This window comes from Arthrobacter sp. P1_C12_2 (assembly GCF_056406415.1).
Window position 1 is genome coordinate 39,855 of sequence record NZ_JBFUAF010000025.1, and the last position, 23,345, is coordinate 63,199.

Below are 23,345 nucleotides of genomic sequence, written 5' to 3' on the forward strand. Positions count from 1 at the left end.
ACGCGCCAGATCCAGCACAACACGTATAGCAACGGAGGAACCAGAATGGCCAGAATTGGTGTGCAGGCAATGATGCTGAAGGACAGCGTCGCCGAACTCGGGGCGTTCGAGACGCTCCGGAAGGTCAACGCGATCGGCTACAACGCCGTCGAAGTCTCCCAGATCCCCATGACACCGGAGAACGTGGCGGAACTGGAACGCGCGCAGACCGAACTCGGCATGGAGGTGGCCGCCCTCTCCGTCGCCATGGAAACGCCCAAGGGCATGCCCGGCGATTCGCTCAAGGACCACTTCGACAAGATCGTCGAGGACGCCAAGCGCCTGGACACGACGCTGCTGCGGATCGGCATGCTGCCGTTCCCCGCCATGAAATCGGTCGACGCCGTGGTGGACTTTGCCAAGCAGGCCAACGACTACGCCGAGCGCCTGGCCGAACACGGGATCGGCCTGTACTACCACAACCACCATATCGAGTTCGCGAAGTTTGACGGCACCTACATGCTGGACATTATCGCCGCGAACTCCCCGGCCATGGGCCTGGAAATCGATGTCCACTGGGTGCAGCGCGGCGGCCTGGACCCGGTCCGGACCCTGCAGAAGTACGCCGGCCGCACGGCCATGGTGCACCTGAAGGACTACAGGATCGGTCGGCTCCCCGAGCGCGCCTTCGGGCTCCTGGAAACCGGGGATTTCAGGGGCTTCATGACCGAGTTCAAGGACGTGGTCCAGTTCGCCGAGGTGGGCGAAGGCAACCTGGACTTCCCCGCCATCATCTCCGCCGCCCAGGCCGCCGGCGCCGGGTACCTGCTCGTGGAGCAGGACGAACTGTACGGGCGCACGGTGTGGGACGCGCTGCAGACCTCCTACGACAACCTGGTGGCCATGGGCCACTCGAACCTTTTCTAGACTTTGCAACAAGACAGGGAGAATCACCACATGAGCAAGCAAGTACGCCTGGGCATCATCGGCCTGGGCCAGCAGGGCGGCGCCTACGCCCAGTTCATCACCGACGGGCTGGTCCCGAACATGGTGATCGGCGCCATCTGCGACACCGACCCCGCGAAGAAGGAACTGGCGGCCGCCAAGTATCCCGACGCGCCCTTCTACGACGACTACATCGCCATGCTCGAAAGCGGCAACGTCGATGCGGTCGTGACGTGCGTGCCGCACTTCCTGCACCCGGAAATGGGCATCGAGACCCTCAGGCGCAACATCCACGCCCTCGTGGAGAAGCCGGCCGGCGTGTACACCAGGCAGGTAAGGGAGCTCAACGAGTTTGCCGCGGGCAAGCCCGAGCTGTCCTTCGCCATCATGTTCAACCAGCGCAACAACCCGCTGTACCAAAAGCTGAAAGAGATCGTCGACAACGGCGAGATCGGCGGCATCCGCCGCACCAACTGGATCATCACCAACTGGTGGCGCCCGCAGGGTTACTACAATTCCAGCGAATGGCGCGCCACATGGGGCGGCGAGGGCGGCGGCGTGCTGGTCAATCAGGCCCCGCACCAGCTGGACCTGTGGCAGTGGATCTGCGGCGTGCCGAAGTCCGTCTACGCCAAGGTTGCCTACGGCTTCCGCCGCGACATTGCCGTGGAGGACGAGGTCACGGCCGTGGTGGACTACGGCGACGGCGCCACGGGCGTCTTCGTCACCGCGACGCACGACCTTGTGGGCACCGACCGCTTCGAGATCCTGGGCGACCAAGGCAAGATCGTGGTCGAGAACAGCAAGACCGCCACCGTGACCCGCCTGAAGAAGCCCGAGCGTGAACTCAGCGATGGCATGGGCATGGACGATGTCCGCAAGCTCTTCATGGGCGAGCTGAATCCCGGGGAGTACTACACCACCGAGGTCATCGAGTTCGAGTCGGCCTGGGGCACGCAGCACTCCGGCGTCCTGGCGAACTTCGCCGCCAACATCCTGGACGGCACACCGCTGCTGGCCCCGGGATCGGACGGCATCAAGGGTGTCCGCCTGGCCAACGCCATCCACCTCTCCAGCTGGACCGGCACGGAGGTGGGCCTGGACTTCGACGAGGACGAGTTCCTCGCCGAGCTGAACAAGCGCATCGCGGACGAAGGCAAGTTCCCCGAGCGCTCCTAGCCCCGCCCAACTGAGTCGCAGCAGGGGCCGTTTTGAGCCCTCAAAACGGCCCCTGCTGCGAGCTAGTTGGGATATTTCCTCGTTAGGATGGGGCGGTGACTGAACCCAACACGCCGGACGCTGCGGCAACAGCAGGCCCGGCCAAGAAGCACTCCCGGTCCGGAAAGTCCCACGCCACCATCTACGACATTGCCAAGGTTGCCGGCGTCAATCCCTCCACCGTCTCACGGGCGCTCAGCAAGCCCGGCCGCGTCAGCGCCAAGACGCAGAAACTCATCGAGGACGCCGCCGCCGAGCTGAACTACCAGGTCAATCCGTTCGCCCGCGCGCTGCCCACCGGCCGCACCAACACCTTCGGCCTGATCGTCGCGGACATCACCAACCCCACGTTCTTCGACATTATCCGCGGGGCGGAAACTACGGCGACGCTGCGGGACTACACCCTGATGCTGGCCGAGTCGGCCGAGTCCGGCGTCACCGAGCTGACGGCAGCACGCCGGATGATGGCCACCGTGGACGGCCTCATCCTGGCCAGCCCCCGCATGGACGACGACGACATCCGGGCCATCGCCCGGGACAAGCCGGTGGTGGTCATCAACCGCGAGGTTGACGGCGTGCCGTGCGTGGTTCCCGACGTGAACAAGGGCATCAGCGAGGCAGTCCGCAGCCTGGCCGCCAACGGGCACCACAAGGTTGCCTTTGTTGCCGGGCCGCCGCAGTCCTGGATGTCCGCGCGCCGCTGGGAAGGCGTGCAGGCTGCCTGCGAATGGTCCCGACTCGAGGCCGTGCGGCTGGAGTCCACCAAACCCACCGTCGACGGCGGCCGCCAGGTGGCGCGCGACGTCCGGGCCAGCGGCGCCACGGCGGTGCTGACCTACAACGACCTCCTGGCCATCGGGCTCATGCAGGAACTCCAGGCCGCCGGCATGGTTGTTCCGGACCAGATCAGTATCGTGGGCTTCGACGACATCTTCGGGGCCGATTTCACGACACCTCCGCTCACCACCGTGCGCTCGCCGCTGGGGGAGTGCGGCTCGGGCGCTGCCACGCTGCTGCTCGATCTCCTGCACGGCACGGGGGAGCCTGCCGCCACCCTGCGCGTCGAGACGGAGCTGGTGCTGCGCGGCTCGAGCGGACGGCTGCTGCCCGCGGGCTAGTCATGCCGTAAGGCCGCCCGCAACCTGATGGCAATTGTTGGCAACCGGTTGACAAATGCCGGAGGCAAGCCGGACCATTGATCTATGTCACAGTCGATTGCCGCCAACCCAGACCGGCTCCTGCCCGCGGATCCCGGAACGCGCAGCATTGCGCGCGACCTCCTGCAGCGCGTCCAGGACCTCCCCATCATTTCCCCGCACGGGCACGTTGACGCCGCAGTCATCGAGCACAACAGCCCCTTCCCGGACCCGGCAACGCTGCTGGTCAGCCCGGACCACTACGTCACCCGGCTGATCCACGCCAGCGGCGTCCCGCTGGACCGGCTGCGGGGCCCGGCAGCGGCGGAACCGGACTCCCGCGCGGTCTGGCACGAGTTCTGCAAGGCCTGGCCGCTGTTCGAAGGCACGGCCTCCGGCTACTGGCTCCGCACCCAGTTCAGCAGCGTCTTCGGCCTGCGGCAGGAGATCAGCGCCGAGAGTGCCGATGCCAGCTTTGATGCGATCTCCGCCAGGCTGCTGGAGCCCGGCTTCCGGCCCCGCCAGCTCTTCAAAGACTTCAACATCGAGGTCCTGGCCACCACGGACGACCCCCTGGACACCCTGGCCAGCCACAAGGCGATCGACGAGGACCCCACGTTCCACGGCCGAGTCCTGCCCACCTTCCGCCCGGACGCCTACCTCAACATCGCGCACCCCACGTGGTCCGCGAACGTGGACCGGCTCATCGCGGCAGCGGGCGACGGCGCCACCGGCTATGCCGGCTATCTCACCGCCCTGGAAAACCGGCGTCGATACTTCGTGGACCACGGCGCAGTCTCGGCCGACCAYGGTGTCCGGACACCGGCAACCCTCAAGCTCGACGCCGGCGATGCGGCCAGACTGTTCGAGCGCGCCCGCTCGGGCCAGGCCACGGCGGCCGACCGCGACGACTTCGAAGCCCACATGATGTACCAGATGGCCAGGATGTCCGTGGAGGACGGCCTGGTCATGACCATCCACCCGGGTTCCTACCGCAACCATCACGAACCAACGTTCAACGTGCACGGCGCCGACACCGGCCACGACATCCCGTTCGCCGTCAACTACACCGAGGCCATCCGCCCGCTGCTGCAGGACTTCGGCACCGCCAAGGACTTCCACCTGGTGCTCTTCACCCTCGATGAGACCGTGTTCTCCCGGGAACTCGCGCCGCTGGCAGGCTTCTACCCGTCCGTCTACCTCGGCGCCCCGTGGTGGTTCCTGGACGCACCGGACGCCATGCTGCGCTTCCGCTCGGCCGTGACCGAAACCGCGGGATTCTCCCGCTCGTCCGGCTTCATCGACGACACCCGCGCCTTCTGTTCCATCCCCGCGCGTCACGACGCCTCCCGCCGGATCGAGGCCTCCTTCCTGGCCAGGCTGGTGGCGGAGCACCGCGTCAGCGAGGACCGCGCCCATGAACTGATCGTCGACATCGTGGACGGCTCACCCCGACGGGTGTTCAAACTGTGAACGTCGACCAGCACTCCGAGGTGGCACCCGCCGTGGAACTTCCCCAACTAAGCCGCCGCCTGCACCCCGGCGCCAAGGCGCCCGTGCGGATCGTCCATCTGGGGCTGGGCGCCTTCCACCGCTCGCACCAAGGGTGGTACACCCACCAGGCGTCCGACGCCGCGGACTGGGGCATCGCGGCCTTTACCGGCCGCCGCCCCGACGCTGCACTGGCACTGGCTGAACAGGACGGGCTCTACACGATCGTGAACCGGGCCGACGACGGCGACTCCTTCGCCGTCGTCGGCAGCATCGTCGAAGCCGTGGACGGGGCGGATGTGCAGCGGCTGGCGGAGTTGGTTGCCGCTCCGGCCACCGCGGTGATCACCCTGACCATCACCGAAGCGGCCTACCGGCTCCGCGCCGACGGGCAGCTCGACCGCACTGCCCCCGACGTCGCCGCCGACCTTGCGCTGCTGGCGTCCGGCGGCGCCAACCCGACGACGCCGCTGGGCCGGCTGGTCTTCGCCCTCGCCGTCCGCCGGACTGCCGGGGCGGGACCGCTCGCCGTCGTCTGCTGCGACAACCTCTCCAGCAACGGCACTGTGGCGCACAACGCCGTGGCCGGCATGGCCGGGGCGTGGGACGCCGGCCTGGCTGGATGGATCGACGCCAACGTCAGCTTCGTCAGCACTTCCGTTGACCGCATCACCCCGCGCACCACTGCAGCGGACATCGCCGCCGTGCAGGCCGCGTGCGGCTACCGCGACAATTCGCCCGTGGTGGCCGAGCCCTTCTCCAACTGGGTGCTCAGCGGGGACTTCCCCGCCGGGCGGCCGCGCTGGGAAGACGCCGGTGCCGTGTTCGTGGCTGAGATCGAGCCGTACGAGAACCGCAAGCTGTGGCTCCTGAACGGCGCGCACTCCCTGCTGGCCTACGCCGGCCAGCTTCGCGGCCACACCACCGTGGCCCAGGCCCTGGCGGACCCGCTGTGCCTGCAGGCCGTGGAAAATTTCTGGGACGAGGCGGAAGCGAACCTGTCCGGGCCGGAGGGAAGCGCCGCGGATCTGCAGATCCCGGCCTACCGCGCGGCCCTGCTGCAGCGGTTCGGCAACGCACGGATTGCCCACCACCTCGCACAAATCGCGATGGACGGCAGTACAAAGCTGCGGATGCGCGCCGTTCCGGTGCTGCGGGCCGAGCGTGCCGCGGGCAGGTCCGGCGCTGCCGCCGCGCTCATGATTGCCGCCTGGATGGACTACAGCGCCGCCTCCGCCGCGTTCCAGGATCCCCTGGCCGGCGAGGTGGCCGCAGCGAACCGGCTCGTCGGCGCCGAGCGAATCCGCGCCTTGCTGGCCCTGGTGGATCCGGCCCTGGCCGGAGACGGCTCAGTCGCGGATCTCATTGAAAGCTTGAGCGGAACGTTCGGGGAGCGGGCTGTCTCCCCGTAACGGCGCTGCGTGCAAGCACTACTGCCCGGCTCCCGGACCACGGGGAGCCGGGCAGCAGTGTTTCGATGAACTTTCAACAAAATATGATGGCAACCGCTTGCCATTTGATTGCCAAGTGATTAGGATTACAGCAAGAGCAAAAAACCGGCCCCGGCGCCGGCCCCCAAAATCCTCCCCCGGCACTGCCCGCAAAGACGCGATAGGACCTCCCAGATGCTCAAGCCCCAGGCCAGCGAAACCCGCGAGATCGTCAACCTCGACGGCCTGTACCGGTTCAAGGTCGACTTTGACCGCTCCGGCCACCGGGACGAATGGTTCAAGGCGCCCCTGGAATCCGGACTGGAAATGGGCGTCCCGGCCAGCTACAACGACGTCTTCCCGGACAAGGCCATCCGGGACCACGTGGGCTACGTCTGGTACCAGCGCGAAGTCCGCGTCCCGCGCGGCTGGGCCGGTGAGCGCATCCACGTCCGCCTCGACTCGGCCACGCACGAGGGCATGGTGTGGGTCGACGACACCCTCGTGGCCCAGCACACCGGCGGCTACATGCCGTTCAGCGCGGACATCACGGACCACGTGACGCCCGGGCAGGTCTTCCGCCTGACGGTCTCCGTCAACAACGAGCTCACGCAGGCCACCATCCCGCCCGGGACCATCACCGTCACCGGGGACGGCCGCCGGCAACAGAGCTACCTCCACGATTTCTACAACTACGCCGGCCTGCACCGCAGCCTCTGGCTGTTCAGCACCCCCGCGGTGACGGTCGATGACATCACCGTCGTCACCGGCTTCGAAGGAACAACAGGCAGCGTCGACTACACGATTGCCACCGCCGGCGGCACCGGCGGGGAAACGGTCACCGTTTCGCTCCGCGACGCCGACGGCGTCGAGGTCGCCCGCGCCGACAGCGCCCGCGGCACCCTGACGATCGCCGACGTCGTGCTGTGGAAGCCCGGAGCCGCCTACCTGTACAGCCTCACCGCGGAGATCCGCGACGCCGGCAGGCTGCTGGACAGCTACACCCTGCCGGTCGGCGTCCGCACCGTGGAAGTCCGCGGCAAGGAATTCCTCATCAACGGCGAACCGTTCTACTTCACCGGCTTCGGCATGCACGAGGACCACGTGGCCATCGGCAAGGGCCACAGCAACGCCCAGATGGTCAACGACTTCCAGCTCCTGGACTGGGTGGGCGCGAACTCGTTCCGGACCTCGCACTACCCCTACGCCGAGGAAGTCATGGAGTTCGCGGACCGGCACGGCATCGTGGTGATCGACGAGACCGCCGCCGTCGGGCTGCACCTGGGCTTCGGCGCCGTCTTCGGCGGCATCGCCAAGAAGACCTACGAAGAGGGCGGAGTGGACGCCAACACCGCCGCCAACCACCGGCAGGCGATTTCCGAACTCGTCGCACGCGACAAGAACCACCCCTCCGTCGTGATCTGGTCGATCGCCAATGAACCCAACGGTTCGGAGGAGGGCGCCCGCGAGTACTTCGCACCCCTCGTGGAGCTGACCCGCGGCCTGGACCCCACCCGGCCCGTCGGCTACGTCAACGTCCTGTTCGACACCCCGGACAAGGAACTGCTCGGGGACCTGTTCGACGTGATCATGCTCAACCGCTACTACGGCTGGTACGTCGATAACGGCGACCTCGAAACCGCCGAGCAGCACCTCGAGAAGGAGCTGCGCGAGTGGGAAGCCAAGTACGGCAAGCCCATGATCATGACCGAGTACGGACCGGACACCATGCCCGGCTTCCACTCCATCTATGAACAGCCCTGGAGCGAGGAATACCAGGCAGCGTTCCTGGCCATGTACCACCGGGTCTTCGACCGGGTCGACGCGATGGTCGGTGAGCAGGTCTGGAACTTCGCGGACTTCCAGACTTCCAACGGCATCATGCGCGTGGACGGCAACAAGAAGGGCGTCTTCACCCGGGACCGGCGGCCCAAACCCGCCGCCTATGCCCTGCGCCAACGGTGGTCGGCACTGGCCGGCACCAAGAACAGCACCTCCGAGGCGTAGGCCTTAACGCACATTTTTCGCTGGACCCAGGTCCGGCATCGGGTAAAGGAGCCCATTCATGAAAAAGCTGAACAAGCTCAGCATCGTCGGCTATGGCGCCGGCGATGCTGCCAACAATCTTGCCTTCACCACCGCCACCATGTTCCTGCTGGTGTACTACACGGATGTGGCCGGGATCTCCGCCGCGGCCGCCGGTACCCTGCTGCTGGTGGTGCGGATCTTTGATGCCTTCGCCGACGTCTTCGCCGGCCGCGTGGTGGACCGGACCTACAGCAAGCGGTTCGGCAAGTTCCGTCCGTTCATCATGTTCGGTTCCATCCCGCTGCTGCTGCTGAGCGTGGCAACGTTCTCCATCCCTGAGCTCGGCGAATCCGGCACCCTGCTCTACGCCTACGTCACGTACGCCGCCCTGGGCCTGGCCTACAGCCTGGTCAACATCCCCTACGGCTCCCTCGCCGGCGCCATGACCCAGGACCCGGCCGAACGCGCCAAGCTCGGCTCCGCCCGGATGATCGGCGGGATGCTGGTCGGCTCCGCCCTGGGCATCTTCGTGGCCCCGCTGATCAAGCCGGGCGCCAACCTGCAGGCAACGTTCACCACCATCACCCTGGCGTTCGTCGTCATCGGCGCGGCCCTGTACCTCTTCACCGTCCTGACCGCCAAGGAACGGGTCCACCGCGCCGTCCCCAACGTCACGTTCAGGCAGAGCATGGACACCCTCAAGGGCAACAGGCCGCTGCTGATGCTGTGCGTGAGTTCCTTCTTCTTCCTGACCGGCTACCTGGCCCTCACCTCGGTCCAGCTGTACTACCTCCGCGATGTCCTGGGCCGGCTGGACCTGTACCCCGTGCTGTCCATCACCCAGCTCGTGCTGACCTTCGTGCTGGCCGGGTTCATGCCGAAGCTGGTCCGGAACCTTGGCAAGAAGCGCGTCTACATCTTCTCCTCGCTGCTCACGGTCATTGGCGGCGCCATCGTCTTCTTCACCCCGGCAAGCCAGGTCTGGATCGGATTCACCGGCCTGGTCATCAGCCTCGTGGGCGTGCTAGCGGTCAACATTGTCGTGTGGGCGCTCGAGGCCGACACCGTGGAGTACGGCGAATGGAAGACCGGAGTCCGGACCGAGGGCATCACCTACGCACTGTTCTCCTTCACCCGCAAGACCGGCCAGGCCGTCGGCGGTGCGCTCGCGGCCTACGCCCTGGCCCTGGGCGGCTACAAGTCCGGTGCCGTTCAGACGCCCGATGCCGTCTTCGGCATCCAGCTCGCCGCCGGCGCGCTGCCGGCCGTCATGACCACCCTGGCCGTGCTCGTGATGGCCAAGTACACGCTTACCGATGCCATGCACGCCCGGATCCTCACCGAGATCCGGGCCCGCCGCACCGACGGCGAAGGCACCGGAACTTCCGACGGCGCCGGCGTGCCGGCCGCTGCCCCCATTGTTTCGGCCGGCGCCGCGCCGTTGGCGCCCCGCAACTAAGACACCCCCGTAAGACCAGAAAAAGGACCTGTTGTGAAAATCATTGCCGCTGAAGTGTTCGTCACCAGCCCGTCCCGGAACTTCGTGACCCTGCGGATCACCACCGAGGACGGCGTGACCGGGATCGGCGACGCGACCCTGAACGGCCGGGAGCTCGCGGTCGCGGCGTATTTGAAGGAGCACGTCGCGCAGCTGCTGATCGGCAAGGACCCGCACCGGATCGAGGACACCTGGCAGTTCCTGTACCGGTCCTCGTACTGGCGCCGCGGCCCGGTCACGATGGCCGCGATCGCCGCCGTCGACATGGCGCTGTGGGACATCAAGGGCAAGCTCGCCGGGATGCCGGTCTACCAGCTCCTGGGCGGGGCGTCCCGGAACGGGCTGCGCGCCTACGGCCACGCCTCCGGCGCGGACCTCCCCTCGCTCTTCGACTCGGTCCGCGAACACCTGGAGCTGGGCTACAAGTCGATCCGGATCCAGACCGCGGTCCCCGGGATCAAGGCCGTCTACGGCGTCGCGGCCCAGGCCCAGGCCTCGGGCGAACGCTACGACTACGAACCGGCCGGGCGCGGCGCGTTCCCGCAGGAGGAGGACTGGGACACCCGCGCCTACCTCCGGCACCTGCCGTCCGTGTTCGAGGCGGTCCGGAACGAGTTCGGCCCGGAACTGCCGCTGCTGCACGACGGGCACCACCGGATGACCCCGATCCAGGCCGCGAAGCTGGGCAAGGCGCTGGAACCCTACGACCTGTTCTGGCTCGAGGACTGCACCCCGGCCGAAAACCAGGAGGCGCTGCGCCTGGTCCGGGCGCACACCACCACCCCGCTGGCGATCGGGGAGATCTTCAACACCGTCTACGACTACCAGACCCTGATCAAGGAACAGCTGATCGACTACGTCCGGGCCGCGTCCACCCACTTCGGCGGGATCAGCCCGCTGAAGAAGGTGATGGACTTCGCCGCGCAGTACCAGATCAAGTCCGGCTTCCACGGCCCCACCGACATCTCCCCGGTCGGGTTCGCCGCGCAGCTGCACGTGGGCCTGGCGATCCACAACTACGGGATCCAGGAATACATGCAGCACTCGGATAAGACCAACGAGGTCTTCGAACAATCCATGACCTTCGTGGACGGCTACCTCCACCCGGGAGACAAGCCCGGCATCGGCGTCGAATTCAACGCCGAAGCCGCCGCCGCCTACCCCTACCAGCAGGCCTACCTGCCCTACAACCGCCTCGTCGACGGCACCGTCCATGACTGGTGAGCTGAGCACCGCCGGTCCCGCCCGCCACCACGTTGTGGTGATGGGCGTGACCAGTTGCGGCAAAAGCACCGTGGGCGCGGCCATCGCCGATCGCATCGGAGCGGATTTCCTCGACGGCGATTCGCTGCACCCGCAGTCGAACATCGACAAGATGGCCTCCGGTACCCCGCTGGACGACGACGACCGGGCACCGTGGCTGGCCGAAATCGGCAGGCGCTTCGCGGCGTCGGACTCTGCCCTGGTCATCGCGTGCAGCGCGCTCAAGCGTTCGTACCGCGACACCATCCGCAGCGGTGACTCGTCCGTGGTGTTCGTGCACCTGCACGGGACCCGGGAATTGCTGGGCAGCCGCATGGCCGCCCGGCCCGAGCACTTCATGCCGCTCTCGCTGCTGGATTCGCAGCTGGAAACCCTGGAGGAACTCCAAACCGACGAAGCGAGTGTAGTAGTGGATATCGCCACGCCAGTGAAGCAAATCGTTGACGACGCTGTTGCGGCCCTTGACGGGCTGCAGGGCGATGCCACCCGGTTCCTGGTGGACCTGAAGGCCGCGCCGTTCAACCTCGACGACGACGCCATCGCCTGGGTGGAGTCCACCATCGACTCCATGTCCCTCGAGGAGAAGATCGGGCAGCTGTTCATCAACCACAACAACGACTACTCCCCGGAATACCTCGACGGTGTCCTGGAGCAGTATCACGTGGGCGGCATGCGGTACCGGCCGGGGCCGTCGGCCGACGTGCAGGAACACATCCGCTACGCGCAGTCCAAGACACGGGTGCCGCTGCTGATCGCGTCGAACCCCGAAATGGGCGGCGCCGGCAGTTGCGACGACGGGACGTTCGTCTCGACCCACCTGCAGGCGGGCTCGCACCCGGACAAGGACATCGCCCGGCAGATGGGGCGCGTTGCCGGTGTGGAAACAGCCGCGCTGGGCTGCAACTGGGCCTTCGCGCCGATCGTGGACATCCACTACAACTGGCGCAACACCGTCATCTCCACCCGGGCCTTCGGCAACAGCCCGGAAATCGTCGTGGAACGGGCCAAGGAGTACTTCGACGGCATCAGCGAATCACCAACCGTCTGCGCCATGAAGCACTTCCCGGGTGACGGCCTGGACGAACGCGACCAGCACGTGGTCACGTCCTACAACACGTTCGGCTACGAGGAATGGTCCAAGACCTACGGGCATGTGTACCGGGAGATGATCGGCCACGGCGTGCAGTCCATCATGGTCGGCCACATCGGCGCGCCGGACCTGTCACGGCATTTCCGCCCCGGACTGGCGGCGGAGGACATCCTGCCCGCGACCCTGGCGCCGGAACTCCTCCAGGATCTGCTCCGCGGCGAGCTCGGCTTCAACGGGCTGATCCTCACCGACGCGTCCCAGATGATCGGCCTCACCCAGGCCATGAAGCGCAGCGAGCTCGTCCCGGCCACCATTGCGGCCGGTTGCGACATGTTCCTGTTCTTCCGGAACCCGGCCGAGGACTTCGGGTACATGCTGGACGGCTACAAAACCGGGGTCATCACGGAGGCGCGGCTGCATGACGCCCTGCGCCGGATCCTGGGCCTGAAGGCCTCGCTCGGACTGCACAAGGCCGCGCGGGAATCCCTCGTCCCGCCGGCCGAAGCGCTGCAGCTGATCGGGAGTCCGGCGCATTTGGCCATCGCCGCGGAAGTTGCGGACAAGACCGTCACCCTGGTCAAGGACACTGCGCAGAACCTGCCCATCACGCCGGCAACGCACAAACGGATCAGGCTGTACGGCATTTCCGGCGGCGCGGACTTCACCATGGCGGATCCGCTGGCGTACCTGGACACCGTCAGGGATGAGCTCGAAAAAGCCGGCTTTGAGGTCCATGTGTTTAAGACGGCCGAGCAACGCCAGTCCGCCGGCGAGACCGGGGTGAATTTCATGTCCGTCATCTCCGAGGAAGCCACAGCGGATTACGCCCAGAAGTACGATGCCGCGTTCGTGTTCGCCAACGTCAAGGGCTTCGCCCAGGAGGCGGCGATCCGGATCAAATGGTCAACGCCCATGGCGGCCGAGATTCCCTGGTATGCCACCGAAGTCCCCACCGTGTTTGTCTCGCTCAACCAGCCCAACCATCTCATTGACGTGCCGATGGTGAGGACGGCCATCCACGCCCACGCGGGCACGCCGGAGGCCATCCGGGCTGCGATCGAGAAGATCCAGGGCAAGTCGGAGTTCCAGGGCACGTTCAACGAGAACGTCTTCTGCGACTCCTTCGACACCCGGCTCTGACGCGGCGTTTCCTAACGGTCGCTGCGCAAATTATCCTGCGCTACGGGGATTCCCGTAGCGCAGGATAATTTGCGTGGCGCCAACCAGAATGCGCCGCGAAAACCCCTCCCGCACCACCCCGCGCAGGCGTAGCGTGGGGCCATGGAGAAGACCGGATGCGCGGTGGTGGGCGGTGGACCCGCGGGGATGATGCTGGGCTTGCTCCTGGCACGGGCCGGGGTACAGGTGACGGTGTTGGAGAAGCACGCGGACTTCCTGCGCGACTTCCGCGGCGACACCGTGCACCCGTCCACCATCCGGCTCATTGACGAACTCGGACTCGGCCAGGAGTTCCGTCGGCTGCCGCAGAGCCGCCTGAAGAACGTCGTTTTCCCGGTCCCGGGCGGGCCGTCCGTGACCATGGGCGACTTTGACGCCCTGCCGCCGCCGTACAACTACATCGCCATGATGCCGCAATGGGATTTCCTGAGCTTCCTCGCCGACGCCGCCGCCCAGGAACCGGGGTTTACGCTGCTCATGAGCCACACCGCCACGGGTCTGGTCCGCAACGGGGGCCGCGTCCGCGGAGTCCGCTTCAGGACTTCCGACGGCACGCAGGACGAGCTCCTGGCGGATCTGGTGGTTGCCACGGACGGCCGCCATTCCGTGCTGCGCACCGCGGCCGGGCTGGCGCCAAAGGAGTTCCCGGTGCCCTTCGACACCTGGTGGTTCCGGTTGCCCCGCTATCCCTCCGAAACGGGTGAGGTGGCCGGGCTTGTGCCGGCGTTTGGGCCCGGCGAGGCGCTGCTGGCCCTGTTCCGCAACGACTACTACCAAATGGGCTACCTCGCCGCCAAGGGCGCCGAGGCCCGGATCCGTGCGGAAGGCGTTGAAGGCTTCCGACGGCGGGTTGCCGCGCTCCGCCCGGATCTCGCGGACCGGGTGGACACCATCGAATCCCTCGAAGACCTTCACTGGCTGGACGTGCGCCTGAACCGGCTGCGCTCGTGGCACATCAACGGGCTGATGTTCATCGGGGACGCCGCGCATGCGATGTCCCCGGCTGGCGGCGTCGGAATCAACCTCGCCATCCAGGACGCGGCCGCCGCCGCCGAATACCTTGCCCCCGCCCTGCTGCGGGGCCGGGTAACCACGGCAGACCTGGAGAAAGTCCAACGACGGCGGCGGCTGCCCACCGTCATTGTGCAGACGGTCCAACGGATCATGCAACGCGCGATCTTCGTCCCGATCATGACCGGGAAGCGGACAAAATTTCCGGCCGCGGCACTCTTCTTCGCCCGGCACGTTCCGGCGTTCCGCAAGATCATTCCCCGCTTCATCGCCTTTGGTCCGCGGCCCGAGCACGCACCGGCCTTCGCACGGCGTGCCGGACCCCAGCCGCAGCCCTAGCCTCAGCCCCGCCTGGGCGTCCGGCGCTCCGTGCCGGTGCCCCGGCACAGTGGGGTCCGACATACAGGACTCCGGCTGGGAATCCGCGGCGGACCAGCCACTAAACTGGGAGCCATGACTGCCACCCGTGACTTCGCAGCCGACGCTGCCGCTGCCCGTGCCCGACTCCTGGAACTGATCAAGGAACTGGCCGTAGTCCGCGGCAAGGTCATCCTCTCCAGCGGTGCCGAAGCCGACTACTACATCGACCTGCGCCGCATCACCCTGCACCACGAGGCGTCCAAACTCGTCGGACAGGTCATGCTCTCGCTGATGGAGGACGCCGGGATCGATTTCGAGTGCGCCGGCGGCCTCACCATGGGGGCAGACCCGGTGGGCACCGCCGTCATGCATGCCGCCGTCGACGCCGGCCGCCCGGTGGACGCGTTCGTCGTCCGCAAGGCGCAGAAGTCCTACGGCATGGGCCGCCAGGTGGAAGGTCCCTCGGTCGAGGGCCGCAAGGTCCTGGTCCTGGAGGACACCTCAACCACCGGCGGGTCCGCGCTGACCGCCGTCGAAGGCGTCCGCAAGGCCGGCGGCAACGTGGTGGCCGTCGCCGTGATCGTGGACCGCGATACCGGAGCCAAGGAAAAGATCGAGGCCGAAGCCGGTGTTCCGTACCTCTTCGCCTTCGGCAAGGACGAACTGGGCCTCAGCTAGGGGTTCGGCAGCGAGGGCTTCCCCTTCGGCTGGTGCGGGTGGACGGGGTATGGGCCGTGACCTATCATTTGTCCCATACCCTTCCCTTATTTCCATCTGGAGAACACGCGCCATGCTCCCGTCCGAAAAGTCCCTGAACAACGGTGTGAATCGTGGCCCTGAAGGCCAGAGCGCCGACATCTCGGTGGGCACGGTCGACCAGATTCAGAACCTGATCCTGGACAGCGCGGATTTCGAAGTGTTCCTGAACGAACTCGCGCGTTTTTCCGCGCACCAGGTGGCGGGCTCCGGTGACGATGCGCTGTGCGGAATTACGCTGCTGCGGGACCGCAAGGCCGCCACCATCGGGTGGAGCAGTGACTCCGCCCGCGAAGTGGACGAAATCCAGTACTCATTGTCCCAGGGCCCGTGCCTGACCGCTGCCCAGGAGGAACGGGAAGTCTACGTCCCGGACCTCTTCGACGAGGACCGCTGGGGCCCCGACTACGCCGCCGCCGTCGCCTCCCACGGCCTGCGCTCGGTGCTGTCGGTGCCGTTCCACCTCCAGGGCGAAGCCCAGGCGGCGCTGAACCTCTACTCCGATGTCCCGCGCAAGTTCGACGGCGACGTCGCGGCCCGGGCCCGCGGCTACACCCGCGAAATCTCCCAGGCGCTGCGGCTGGCAGTCCGGTTCTCGCTGCACACTGACAGCGCCACCAACCTGCGCGCCACGCTTGAGTCCCGGACCGTGATCGACATGGCTATCGGGATCGTCATGGCGCAAAACCGCTGCGACCAGGAAACAGCGGTCCGGATCCTCACCGATGCCTCCAGCAACGGCAACGTCAAACTCCGCGACGTCGCCAAATCCCTGGTGCAGTCTGTGGGCGGAACGGCAACAAGGACGCACTACGAGGAGCCGGATCGGCGACAGGCAGGCTGAACCGGCAGCCGCCTATGACTTGTGTGCAACCAGAAGCGCGGATACCCTGAATGAGGTTGAGCCGTCGGCCATAGACATCCTTATTTGGAGTACCTATGGACCAGACCCTGCAAGCACACGTTAAACTCGATGTCGTCTCCGACGTCGTCCGGATTAGTGTCCGGGGGAGCCTCACGCAAGCCTCCCGACCCGCCCTGATGCAAATTATCCAGCGCGTTCGCCGCATGGGGATCATCTCGCACATCCGCGTCGACCTCGGCCTGGCCGCATTCGTGGAATCATCAGCGCTGGCCGGCCTGCGCAACGACCTCAACGCAATCGACGGCGCGACCTCCGGCTCGGAGATCGCCGGCATGCACCCCGCCGGCGGCGTCTCCCTGGAACTGACCGCGCACCGCGACGACTCCGCCGCATTGCCCGCACTGGACATGTCCGGAGAATTCGTGGCTTCGGTCGATCCCTCAGGTACCCGGAAGCTGACCCGGTTCTCCGACGACGAACTCTTCGCCGCGTCCGACTCCGTGTTCGGCCTCCTCGATGACCCCGCTGACATGGCCCGCTCGGAACTCCTGGCGACCTATGACGAGATCGGCATGGAAATCAGCCGTCGCGAGGTCGGCCGCGAGCCCGAACCCGCGTAGCCGCCAACGGCGCCAACGGCGCTCCCACACTGACCTTCGGCCCCGCCGTTTGATCCGGTTTCTCATCCCCGCCGAACCGTGGATACGGTAGAGATGTGCCGGCCGAGATGGATTCGAACCATCCGCGAGGCCCCGGTGCTGCCGAGGCCCGCATGCTCCGCCGCGCCGTCGAGCTTAAACGGGTTTCCCGGCGCACGTTCCTGATCGGCGCCGGGTCCGCCTCGCTGCTGGCGGCGGACATGCTTTTCACACAGCGCGTGCAGGCCGAGCGGCGTGCCACCCGGATCCTCGAAGTACCCGATGATGTCGCCGAACGGTATTTCCCCCACGCCAGCTGGTTCCTCTTCCCCGGCTACAAAACGAGCTGGGAAGAGACCCTGTGGATCCTGAACGCCCTGCGCGGATCCCTGAACAAGAGGGGCCAGCTCGCCGCCGTCGGATATTCCAACGAGGGCTTGGACATCGACGAGGTGGTCATAGCCGTGATCGAGCACGTCCGCGCCCATAATCTCACCACCCTCTACTTCTACGGCCATAGTTTCGGCGGCATGGTGGCAACCCAAGTGGCCGCCCGGCTGCGCGAACTGCACGGCGTCGAAGTGGCGTTCATCCTCCTCGACTCGAGCCCGGCGAGCCGGCACGACGTGCTGGACCAGAGCTGGTTCGAGGGCGTGGTGCTGCTCTACGAAAGCGGGTTCCGCTTCCCCACAGTGCTGCGCGGCGGCTATGAGCTCGGCGAGAGGATGCTGCACAAGAATGAGCGCAGTTGGGGCCAGGTGGTGGACCAGACCCTGGAACAGCTGTCCCCGATCGCGCCGTCCAGTGTGCTGATCCAGTCCGAATCGGCCTACATCTACCACTTTCAGGCCAGCCGTTTCGTCGGGAAGCTGGGCGAAACGAAGATGGCGTTCATCGGCAACCCGCGGGACAAGACGGTGGATTACGAGACCGCCCGGGATACCTGGTCACTGTCCTTCAAGGCCAACATGGTCTCGGATGACCTGCGCACTGACGGGGCGAGGCCGGAGCACGCGAGCCCTGGCTGGAGCCCGTTCATTTACCGGCCCATCATCGAAAAACTCCAGGACGACCTCTTCCCGCTGCCGGGCGGCGGCGGGAAGAAGACCGCGTTCTGAGATTTTGCTCAGATCTGGTTCTTGAGGTCCGCCACGGAATTCAGGATCTGGTTGGGCCGGAACGGATACGCGGCGATGTCGTCCCGGTGGGTGATGCCGCTGAGCACCAACACCGTGTGCAGGCCCGCCTCCATGCCGGCGATGATGTCGGTGTCCATGCGGTCGCCGATCATGGCCGTGGTTTCCGAGTGCGCATCGATCTGGTTCATCGCCGACCGGAACATCATCGGGTTGGGCTTGCCCACAATGTACGGCTCGCGGCCCGTGGCCTTGGTGATAAGGGCAGCGATGGCCCCGGTGGCAGGCATGGGGCCGTCCTTCGAGGGCCCGGTGGCGTCCGGGTTGGTGGCGATGAAACGCGCGCCGGCCAGGATCAGGCGGATGGCCATGGTGATGGCTTCAAACGAGTAGGTGCGGGTCTCGCCGAGCACCACGAAGTCGGGGTTCTGGTCGGTGAGGATGAAGCCGGCCTCGTGAAGCGCCGTCGTGAGTCCCGCTTCGCCGATCGTGTAGGCGCGGTTCCCCGATTCCGAGCCGCGGACCTGGTCCTTGAGGAACTGGGCGGTGGCCAGGGCCGAGGTCCAGATGTTCTCCTCCGGGATTTCCAGTCCGGAAGAACTCAGCCGGGCCGCGAGGTCCCGGGGCGTGAAGATCGAGTTATTGGTCAGCACGAGGAACCGCTTGGAGGTGTCCACCCAGCGCTGGATCAGCTCCGATGCGCCCGGGATGGGCTGGTTCTCGTGGACCAGCACACCGTCCATGTCCGTGAGCCAGCACTCGATTTCCTGGCCACTGCGGTACATCGAGGCATTTGAACGTCGCTCGCTTGAATCGGTACCCTGCTCTTCGCGCTGATCTGCCATGCTGTCCTCCGCCGTAAGTGTGCCGCTACCTGACTCCCAGTCTAATGTTGAGGCGTGACTGAACCCGAGATCCCCGGCGACGCCGGCGTAGAGCCTGTGCCAGAGCCGTCAGCGGACTCGGCGGAAGCGGAACCGAAAGCGGAGGTCGGCGTCGGACCCTGGGAAGGCGAATTTCCCCAGGGCGAGCACTGGGATCCTGACCTCCTGGCGGACGGCGACCGGCGCAACGTGGTGGACAAATACCGCTACTGGAAGCACGAGGCGATCGTGGCCGACCTGGACTCCAAGCGCCACAGTTTCCACATCGCAATCGAGAACTGGCAGCACGACCTCAACATCGGCACCGTGGTCCGGACCGCCAACGCGTTCCTCGCCAAGGAAGTCCACATCATCGGACGACGCCGGTGGAACCGCCGCGGGGCCATGGTCACCGACCGCTACCAGCACGTCCGCCACCACCCCACCGTTGAGGACTTCGTGGCCTGGGCGCAGGGGGAGGGGCTGGCGATCATCGGGATCGACATTTTCCCGGACTCCGTCCCGCTGGAGACCTACGAGCTGCCCAAGGACTGCGTGCTGGTCTTCGGCCAGGAGGGCCCGGGCCTGACCCCTGAGGTCCACGAAGCGGCGCTGGACACCTTGTCGATCGAGCAGTTCGGCTCCACCCGCTCCATCAACGCGGCCTCCGCCGCCGCGATCGCGATGCACGCCTGGATCCGCCGCCACGTGTTCGCCCAGATAGTTTCCTGAGGCACCTATAGTCAGATCGGCTTTTCCCCTTTAGGCTCTGGCGTGTGTGGGCGCAAAGGGCGCCCGCCTAGGGGAAGACATCTCATGAAGACGGTCTCAACTTCGCAATCCCGGCGCGCCACGCGCTATTTGGCGCTTGGAACATCGCTCGCCTTTGCCATCGGCCTGACCGCAACGGCCGCGGTCGCCGCCCCGCCGACACCGCCGCCGTCGAACAACTCTCCGGGTTCAGTGCCCCCATGGGCAGGCTCCCGCGCCAAGACCGGCACCCCTCTGAGCAATACAACGGTCGAGGGCGAAATCTACCTGAACCTGCCCGACGCCGGAGCGGCCAAGGCGTTCGCCACGGCAGTGTCCACTCCGGGAAATCCGCAATACCAGCACTACCTTTCGCCCTCTGACTGGATCGCCAAGTACGGGCCGGCCAAGGTTGACGTCGCCGGGCTCGTTGACTACCTCAAGGCGCACGGCATGGTAATCACTTCGGTCCCCGCGAGCGGCCTCTACGTGGTCTTCCGCGGCACCGTCTCCCAGATCAATGCCGCGTTCAGCACGATCGAGCAGACTTATTCCTTCCAGGGCCAGAGCCTGATCGGCCCGTCCACCGCCCCCTCCCTGCCCGCGAACCTCGCCGCCAAGGTCCAGGCGATCTCCATCGACCAGGGACGGCTGCTCACCCGCCCGTCGCTGGCAACCCCCGGCGGGTCCCCGGACGCGGCCCAGCCCTCCGGCAAATCCGTCGGCCCCGCGCCGGTTGATGCGCCGTGCTCGAACTACTGGGAGCAGAACAAGGTCACCGTTCCGGCGGCGTACGGCTCCACGAGCTTCGGCACCGCCATCTGCGGCTACACCCCGTCCCAGCTGCAAGGCGCCTACGGGGTGACGTCCCCGTCGACGGCCGGCGCGGGCCAGACTGTCGCGATCATCGACGCCTATGCATCGCCGAGCATCGAATCCGACGCGAACACGTACTCGCAGAAGAATGGCCTCCCGGCCCTCAAGCCCGGGCAGTACCAGCAAATCGTGCCGGATTCCCGGTTGTTTATGGACCAGGCCCTGTGCGGACAGCCCAGCGGCTGGCAGGGTGAGCAGACGCTCGATGTCGAGGCCGTACACGGACTCGCCCCGGCCGCGAATATCCTCTACGTCGGAGGGAACAACTGCGGCGCGGGCATCGACGTAGCGATGTCCACCATCCTGGACCAGAAGCTCAGCACCATTGTCAGCAACAGCTACGGCTATGTGGGCGAGGCGGTCTCCCCGAACGCGCTGTTGGGCATGCAGAACATTCACCTTCAGGCGGCGGGCGAAGGCGTCGGGCTCTACTTCTCCAGCGGCGACAACGGGGACGAGAAGGCGAGCCTGGGCTACGCGTCGCCGGACTTCCCGGCCAGCTCGCCGTTCGTCACGGCGGTCGGCGGAACCAGCCTGGCGGTCGGCAAGAACAACGACTACCTGTTCGAAACCGGCTGGGGAACCACCCGCAACCGGATCGTCCCGAATCCCGACGGCAGCCTCAGCTACGCCGGGGCCCAGCCCGGGGCGTTCCGCTTCGGCGCCGGCGGCGGAATTAGCGCGGTGTTCGCCCAGCCCGCCTACCAGCAGGGCACGGTCCCGTCCGCGCTGGCCAACGGCTACCGGGTCTCCCCGGACGTCGCCTCCCTTGCCGATCCCTACACCGGCTACCAGGTGGGGATCAGCCCGATCACGAACGACCACGTCCTCAAGACCGGCTCCTATGAGACGACGGGGTATGGCGGAACGTCGCTGGCCTGTCCGCTGACGGCGGCACAGATGGCGATCGCGCAGTCCGCGACCGGGAACACGGTCGGCTTCGCCAACCCGGCCATCTACGCTGCGGCGAAGACGGGCAACTCGGGAGCGCGGGACGTGGCGCCGCAGTCCAGCCCCCAGGCCATGGTCTTCTCCAGTTCGGTCTCTGGCGCCAGCTACCTGGTCGGCACCGACAGTGACACATCGCTGGCGACCGCGCCGGGCTATGACGACGTCACCGGCGTCGGCAGCATGACCGCCCGGTTCGCGATTAGCATCGCGGGACAGTAGCCGCACGAAGGCGCACGGCCAATGGCAGCGCCGTAACACGTCTGCCTACGTTTGTTGTCGGGTCCCGGGAACATTTCCGGGACCCGGCTTCACGTATTCGGCTCCGGGACGCACGTGGCTAGGATGTAGTTAGCCATGTAGCTACCACTGCTTTCGACGAGGAGTCAGCATGCCCATTGCAACCCCAGAGATCTACTCCGAGATGATCGACCGCGCAAAAACGGGCGGCTTCGCATTCCCGGCCGTCAACGTCACGTCCTCCCAGACCCTGAACGCCGCGCTGCGCGGCTTCGCCGAGGCCGAGTCCGACGGCATCGTCCAGGTCTCCACCGGCGGTGCGGCTTACTGGTCCGGCGCCTCCACTAAGGACATGGTTGCCGGCTCCCTCGGCTTTGCGGCCTTCGCCCGCGAGGTCGCCAAGAACTACGGCGTCAACATCGCCCTGCACACGGACCACTGCCCCAAGGACAAGCTGGACGGCTTCGTGCTCCCGCTGCTCGCCGCCTCCGAGGCCGAGGTCAAGGCCGGCCGCAACCCCCTCTTCAACTCGCACATGTGGGACGGCTCCGCCGAGACCCTGCAGGACAACCTGCGGATCGCCCGTGAACTGCTCGAGCGCACCGCGGCCGCCAAGATGATCCTCGAGGTCGAGATCGGCACCGTTGGCGGCGAGGAAGACGGCGTCGAGAACGCCATCAACGACAAGCTGTACACCACGGTCGAGGACGCCCTGGCCACCATCGACGCGCTCGGTTCCGGCGAAAACGGCCGCTACATCACGGCGCTGACCTTCGGCAACGTGCACGGCGTCTACAAGCCGGGCGGTGTGAAGCTCCGCCCGGAGATCCTCAAGGACATCCAGGAGCAGGTCGGCGCCAAGATCGGCAAGGCCAACCCGTTCGACCTCGTCTTCCACGGCGGCTCCGGCTCCTCGGACAAGGAAATCGCGGACGCCGTCTCCTACGGCGTCATCAAGATGAACATCGACACCGACACCCAGTACGCCTACACCCGCCCGGTGGTGGACCACATGCTCCGCAACTACGACGGCGTGCTGAAGGTCGACGGCGAGGTCGGCAACAAGAAGCTCTACGATCCCCGCGTCTGGGGCGCTTCGGCCGAGGCCGGCCTCGCCGCCCGCGTGGTCGAGGCCGCCCAGCAGCTGGGCTCCACCGGCAAGACCTTCTAGCCATGTCCGACGAGTTCCGCAAGAACCTGATGGGTCCCGAACCGACGCTCCTGCCTGCCGAGAGCGAGATCTACCAGCACCTCGCGCTCGGCCAGGAAGCCGTGGACCTCGTGGCGAAGCACCCCACTTCCTCGCTCCTGTGGGCCATCCTCGCCGAGGAGGCCTGGAACGAGGGCCGCACCATCGATTCCTACGCGTACTCGCGGGTCGGCTACCACCGCGGCCTGGATTCGCTGCGCCGCAACGGCTGGCGCGGCGTCGGGCCCATCCCGTGGGAGCACGAACCCAACCGTGGCTTCCTGCGCTCCCTCTACTCGCTTGGCCGTGCGTCCGCGGCGATCGGCGAGGCCGAGGAGCCGGAGCGGATCGAAAAGTTCCTCAAGGATTCCGATCCCGGCGCGAGAGCGGCCATCGAGTCCGAAGGCTGACCAAGGGTTAAACCAACGACGGCGGGCTCCCACCTTGAGGTGGGAG

The 23,345-nt window shown here is 66.6% G+C and carries 19 protein-coding genes; 18 read left to right on the forward strand and 1 reads right to left on the reverse strand.

Annotated features, from left to right (window positions below; all coding sequences use genetic code 11):
- The first annotated feature begins 45 nt into the window (after positions 1-45).
- The 14 genes from AC1DZQ_RS20485 (at position 46) to AC1DZQ_RS20550 (ending at position 18,005) form a co-directional block, all read left to right on the forward strand.
- On the forward strand, positions 46-906 hold the full coding sequence (locus tag AC1DZQ_RS20485; RefSeq protein WP_476965225.1) for a sugar phosphate isomerase/epimerase family protein: 861 nt from the start codon (positions 46-48) through the stop codon (positions 904-906).
- Positions 907-936: 30 nt separating this feature from the next.
- Positions 937-2,103, forward strand: a complete 1,167-nt coding sequence (locus tag AC1DZQ_RS20490; RefSeq protein ID WP_476965226.1) for a Gfo/Idh/MocA family protein — start codon at positions 937-939, stop codon at positions 2,101-2,103.
- 95 nt (positions 2,104-2,198) lie between these two features.
- Positions 2,199-3,260: a LacI family DNA-binding transcriptional regulator gene (locus AC1DZQ_RS20495; protein ID WP_476965227.1), complete on the forward strand. Its 1,062-nt coding sequence runs from the start codon at positions 2,199-2,201 to the stop codon at positions 3,258-3,260.
- Between the two features lie 84 nt (positions 3,261-3,344).
- On the forward strand, positions 3,345-4,751 hold the full coding sequence (uxaC, locus tag AC1DZQ_RS20500; protein ID WP_476965228.1) for a glucuronate isomerase: 1,407 nt from the start codon (positions 3,345-3,347) through the stop codon (positions 4,749-4,751).
- Complete coding sequence (locus AC1DZQ_RS20505; protein WP_476965229.1) at positions 4,748-6,181, forward strand: mannitol dehydrogenase family protein; 1,434 nt, start codon at positions 4,748-4,750, stop codon at positions 6,179-6,181. Before uxaC ends, AC1DZQ_RS20505 begins: the two co-directional genes overlap by 4 nt.
- A gap of 213 nt (positions 6,182-6,394) precedes the next feature.
- Positions 6,395-8,206: a beta-glucuronidase gene (gene uidA / locus AC1DZQ_RS20510; RefSeq protein WP_476965230.1), complete on the forward strand. Its 1,812-nt coding sequence runs from the start codon at positions 6,395-6,397 to the stop codon at positions 8,204-8,206.
- Positions 8,207-8,264: 58 nt separating this feature from the next.
- Positions 8,265-9,686, forward strand: coding sequence for a glucuronide transporter (uidB, locus tag AC1DZQ_RS20515; protein ID WP_476965231.1), 1,422 nt, complete (start codon positions 8,265-8,267; stop codon positions 9,684-9,686).
- Between the two features lie 33 nt (positions 9,687-9,719).
- On the forward strand, positions 9,720-10,949 hold the full coding sequence (manD, locus tag AC1DZQ_RS20520; RefSeq protein ID WP_476965232.1) for a D-mannonate dehydratase ManD: 1,230 nt from the start codon (positions 9,720-9,722) through the stop codon (positions 10,947-10,949).
- The gene (locus AC1DZQ_RS20525; RefSeq protein WP_476965233.1) at positions 10,939-13,218 is read left to right on the forward strand and encodes a gluconokinase, GntK/IdnK-type; all 2,280 of its coding nucleotides are present in this window, start codon (positions 10,939-10,941) and stop codon (positions 13,216-13,218) included. The genes manD and AC1DZQ_RS20525 overlap by 11 nt, the downstream gene beginning before the upstream one ends.
- Before the next feature lie 141 nt (positions 13,219-13,359).
- On the forward strand, positions 13,360-14,607 hold the full coding sequence (locus AC1DZQ_RS20530) for an FAD-dependent oxidoreductase (protein WP_476965234.1): 1,248 nt from the start codon (positions 13,360-13,362) through the stop codon (positions 14,605-14,607).
- Between the two features lie 114 nt (positions 14,608-14,721).
- Positions 14,722-15,306 carry an orotate phosphoribosyltransferase gene (pyrE, locus tag AC1DZQ_RS20535; protein WP_223914541.1) on the forward strand — a complete coding sequence of 195 codons (585 nt, stop codon included), beginning with the start codon at positions 14,722-14,724 and terminating at the stop codon, positions 15,304-15,306.
- A gap of 112 nt (positions 15,307-15,418) precedes the next feature.
- On the forward strand, positions 15,419-16,228 hold the full coding sequence (locus AC1DZQ_RS20540) for a GAF and ANTAR domain-containing protein (RefSeq protein WP_476965235.1): 810 nt from the start codon (positions 15,419-15,421) through the stop codon (positions 16,226-16,228).
- 95 nt (positions 16,229-16,323) lie between these two features.
- On the forward strand, positions 16,324-16,869 hold the full coding sequence (locus AC1DZQ_RS20545; protein ID WP_476965236.1) for a hypothetical protein: 546 nt from the start codon (positions 16,324-16,326) through the stop codon (positions 16,867-16,869).
- A gap of 107 nt (positions 16,870-16,976) precedes the next feature.
- Positions 16,977-18,005 (forward strand): thioesterase domain-containing protein, encoded by a 1,029-nt coding sequence (locus tag AC1DZQ_RS20550; protein ID WP_476965237.1) that lies wholly within the window; start codon positions 16,977-16,979, stop codon positions 18,003-18,005.
- A gap of 8 nt (positions 18,006-18,013) precedes the next feature.
- Here AC1DZQ_RS20550 and AC1DZQ_RS20555 read toward each other — a convergent pair whose 3' ends face one another.
- Positions 18,014-18,868: an HAD-IIA family hydrolase gene (locus AC1DZQ_RS20555; protein ID WP_476965238.1), complete on the reverse strand. Its 855-nt coding sequence runs from the start codon at positions 18,866-18,868 to the stop codon at positions 18,014-18,016.
- A gap of 96 nt (positions 18,869-18,964) precedes the next feature.
- Between AC1DZQ_RS20555 and AC1DZQ_RS20560 the strand changes: the two genes are divergently transcribed.
- The 4 genes from AC1DZQ_RS20560 (at position 18,965) to AC1DZQ_RS20575 (ending at position 23,299) form a co-directional block, all read left to right on the forward strand.
- Complete coding sequence (locus tag AC1DZQ_RS20560; protein ID WP_476965244.1) at positions 18,965-19,618, forward strand: TrmH family RNA methyltransferase; 654 nt, start codon at positions 18,965-18,967, stop codon at positions 19,616-19,618.
- An 84-nt stretch (positions 19,619-19,702) separates the two neighbouring features.
- A complete protein-coding gene (locus AC1DZQ_RS20565; protein ID WP_476965239.1) occupies positions 19,703-21,682 on the forward strand; it encodes a S53 family peptidase in 1,980 nt (659 codons plus the stop codon).
- Positions 21,683-21,851: 169 nt separating this feature from the next.
- Positions 21,852-22,871 (forward strand): class II fructose-bisphosphate aldolase, encoded by a 1,020-nt coding sequence (fbaA, locus tag AC1DZQ_RS20570; RefSeq protein WP_476965240.1) that lies wholly within the window; start codon positions 21,852-21,854, stop codon positions 22,869-22,871.
- 2 nt (positions 22,872-22,873) lie between these two features.
- Positions 22,874-23,299 carry a DUF3151 domain-containing protein gene (locus AC1DZQ_RS20575; protein WP_476965241.1) on the forward strand — a complete coding sequence of 142 codons (426 nt, stop codon included), beginning with the start codon at positions 22,874-22,876 and terminating at the stop codon, positions 23,297-23,299.
- Positions 23,300-23,345 lie beyond the last annotated feature (46 nt).

Bases quoted from the DNA above. Each gene is read 5' to 3' on its own strand.
- AC1DZQ_RS20485 (WP_476965225.1), top strand. From the start codon at position 46: ATGGCCAGAATTGGTGTGCAGGCAATGATGCTGAAGGACAGCGTCGCC.
- AC1DZQ_RS20490 (WP_476965226.1), top strand. From the start codon at position 937: ATGAGCAAGCAAGTACGCCTGGGCATCATCGGCCTGGGCCAGCAGGGC.
- uidA (WP_476965230.1), top strand. From the start codon at position 6,395: ATGCTCAAGCCCCAGGCCAGCGAAACCCGCGAGATCGTCAACCTCGAC.
- uidB (WP_476965231.1), top strand. From the start codon at position 8,265: ATGAAAAAGCTGAACAAGCTCAGCATCGTCGGCTATGGCGCCGGCGAT.
- AC1DZQ_RS20525 (WP_476965233.1), top strand. From the start codon at position 10,939: ATGACTGGTGAGCTGAGCACCGCCGGTCCCGCCCGCCACCACGTTGTG.
- AC1DZQ_RS20530 (WP_476965234.1), top strand. From the start codon at position 13,360: ATGGAGAAGACCGGATGCGCGGTGGTGGGCGGTGGACCCGCGGGGATG.
- pyrE (WP_223914541.1), top strand. From the start codon at position 14,722: ATGACTGCCACCCGTGACTTCGCAGCCGACGCTGCCGCTGCCCGTGCC.
- AC1DZQ_RS20540 (WP_476965235.1), top strand. From the start codon at position 15,419: ATGCTCCCGTCCGAAAAGTCCCTGAACAACGGTGTGAATCGTGGCCCT.
- AC1DZQ_RS20545 (WP_476965236.1), top strand. From the start codon at position 16,324: ATGGACCAGACCCTGCAAGCACACGTTAAACTCGATGTCGTCTCCGAC.
- AC1DZQ_RS20550 (WP_476965237.1), top strand. From the start codon at position 16,977: ATGGATTCGAACCATCCGCGAGGCCCCGGTGCTGCCGAGGCCCGCATG.
- AC1DZQ_RS20555 (WP_476965238.1), bottom strand. From the start codon at position 18,868: ATGGCAGATCAGCGCGAAGAGCAGGGTACCGATTCAAGCGAGCGACGT.
- AC1DZQ_RS20565 (WP_476965239.1), top strand. From the start codon at position 19,703: ATGAAGACGGTCTCAACTTCGCAATCCCGGCGCGCCACGCGCTATTTG.
- fbaA (WP_476965240.1), top strand. From the start codon at position 21,852: ATGCCCATTGCAACCCCAGAGATCTACTCCGAGATGATCGACCGCGCA.
- AC1DZQ_RS20575 (WP_476965241.1), top strand. From the start codon at position 22,874: ATGTCCGACGAGTTCCGCAAGAACCTGATGGGTCCCGAACCGACGCTC.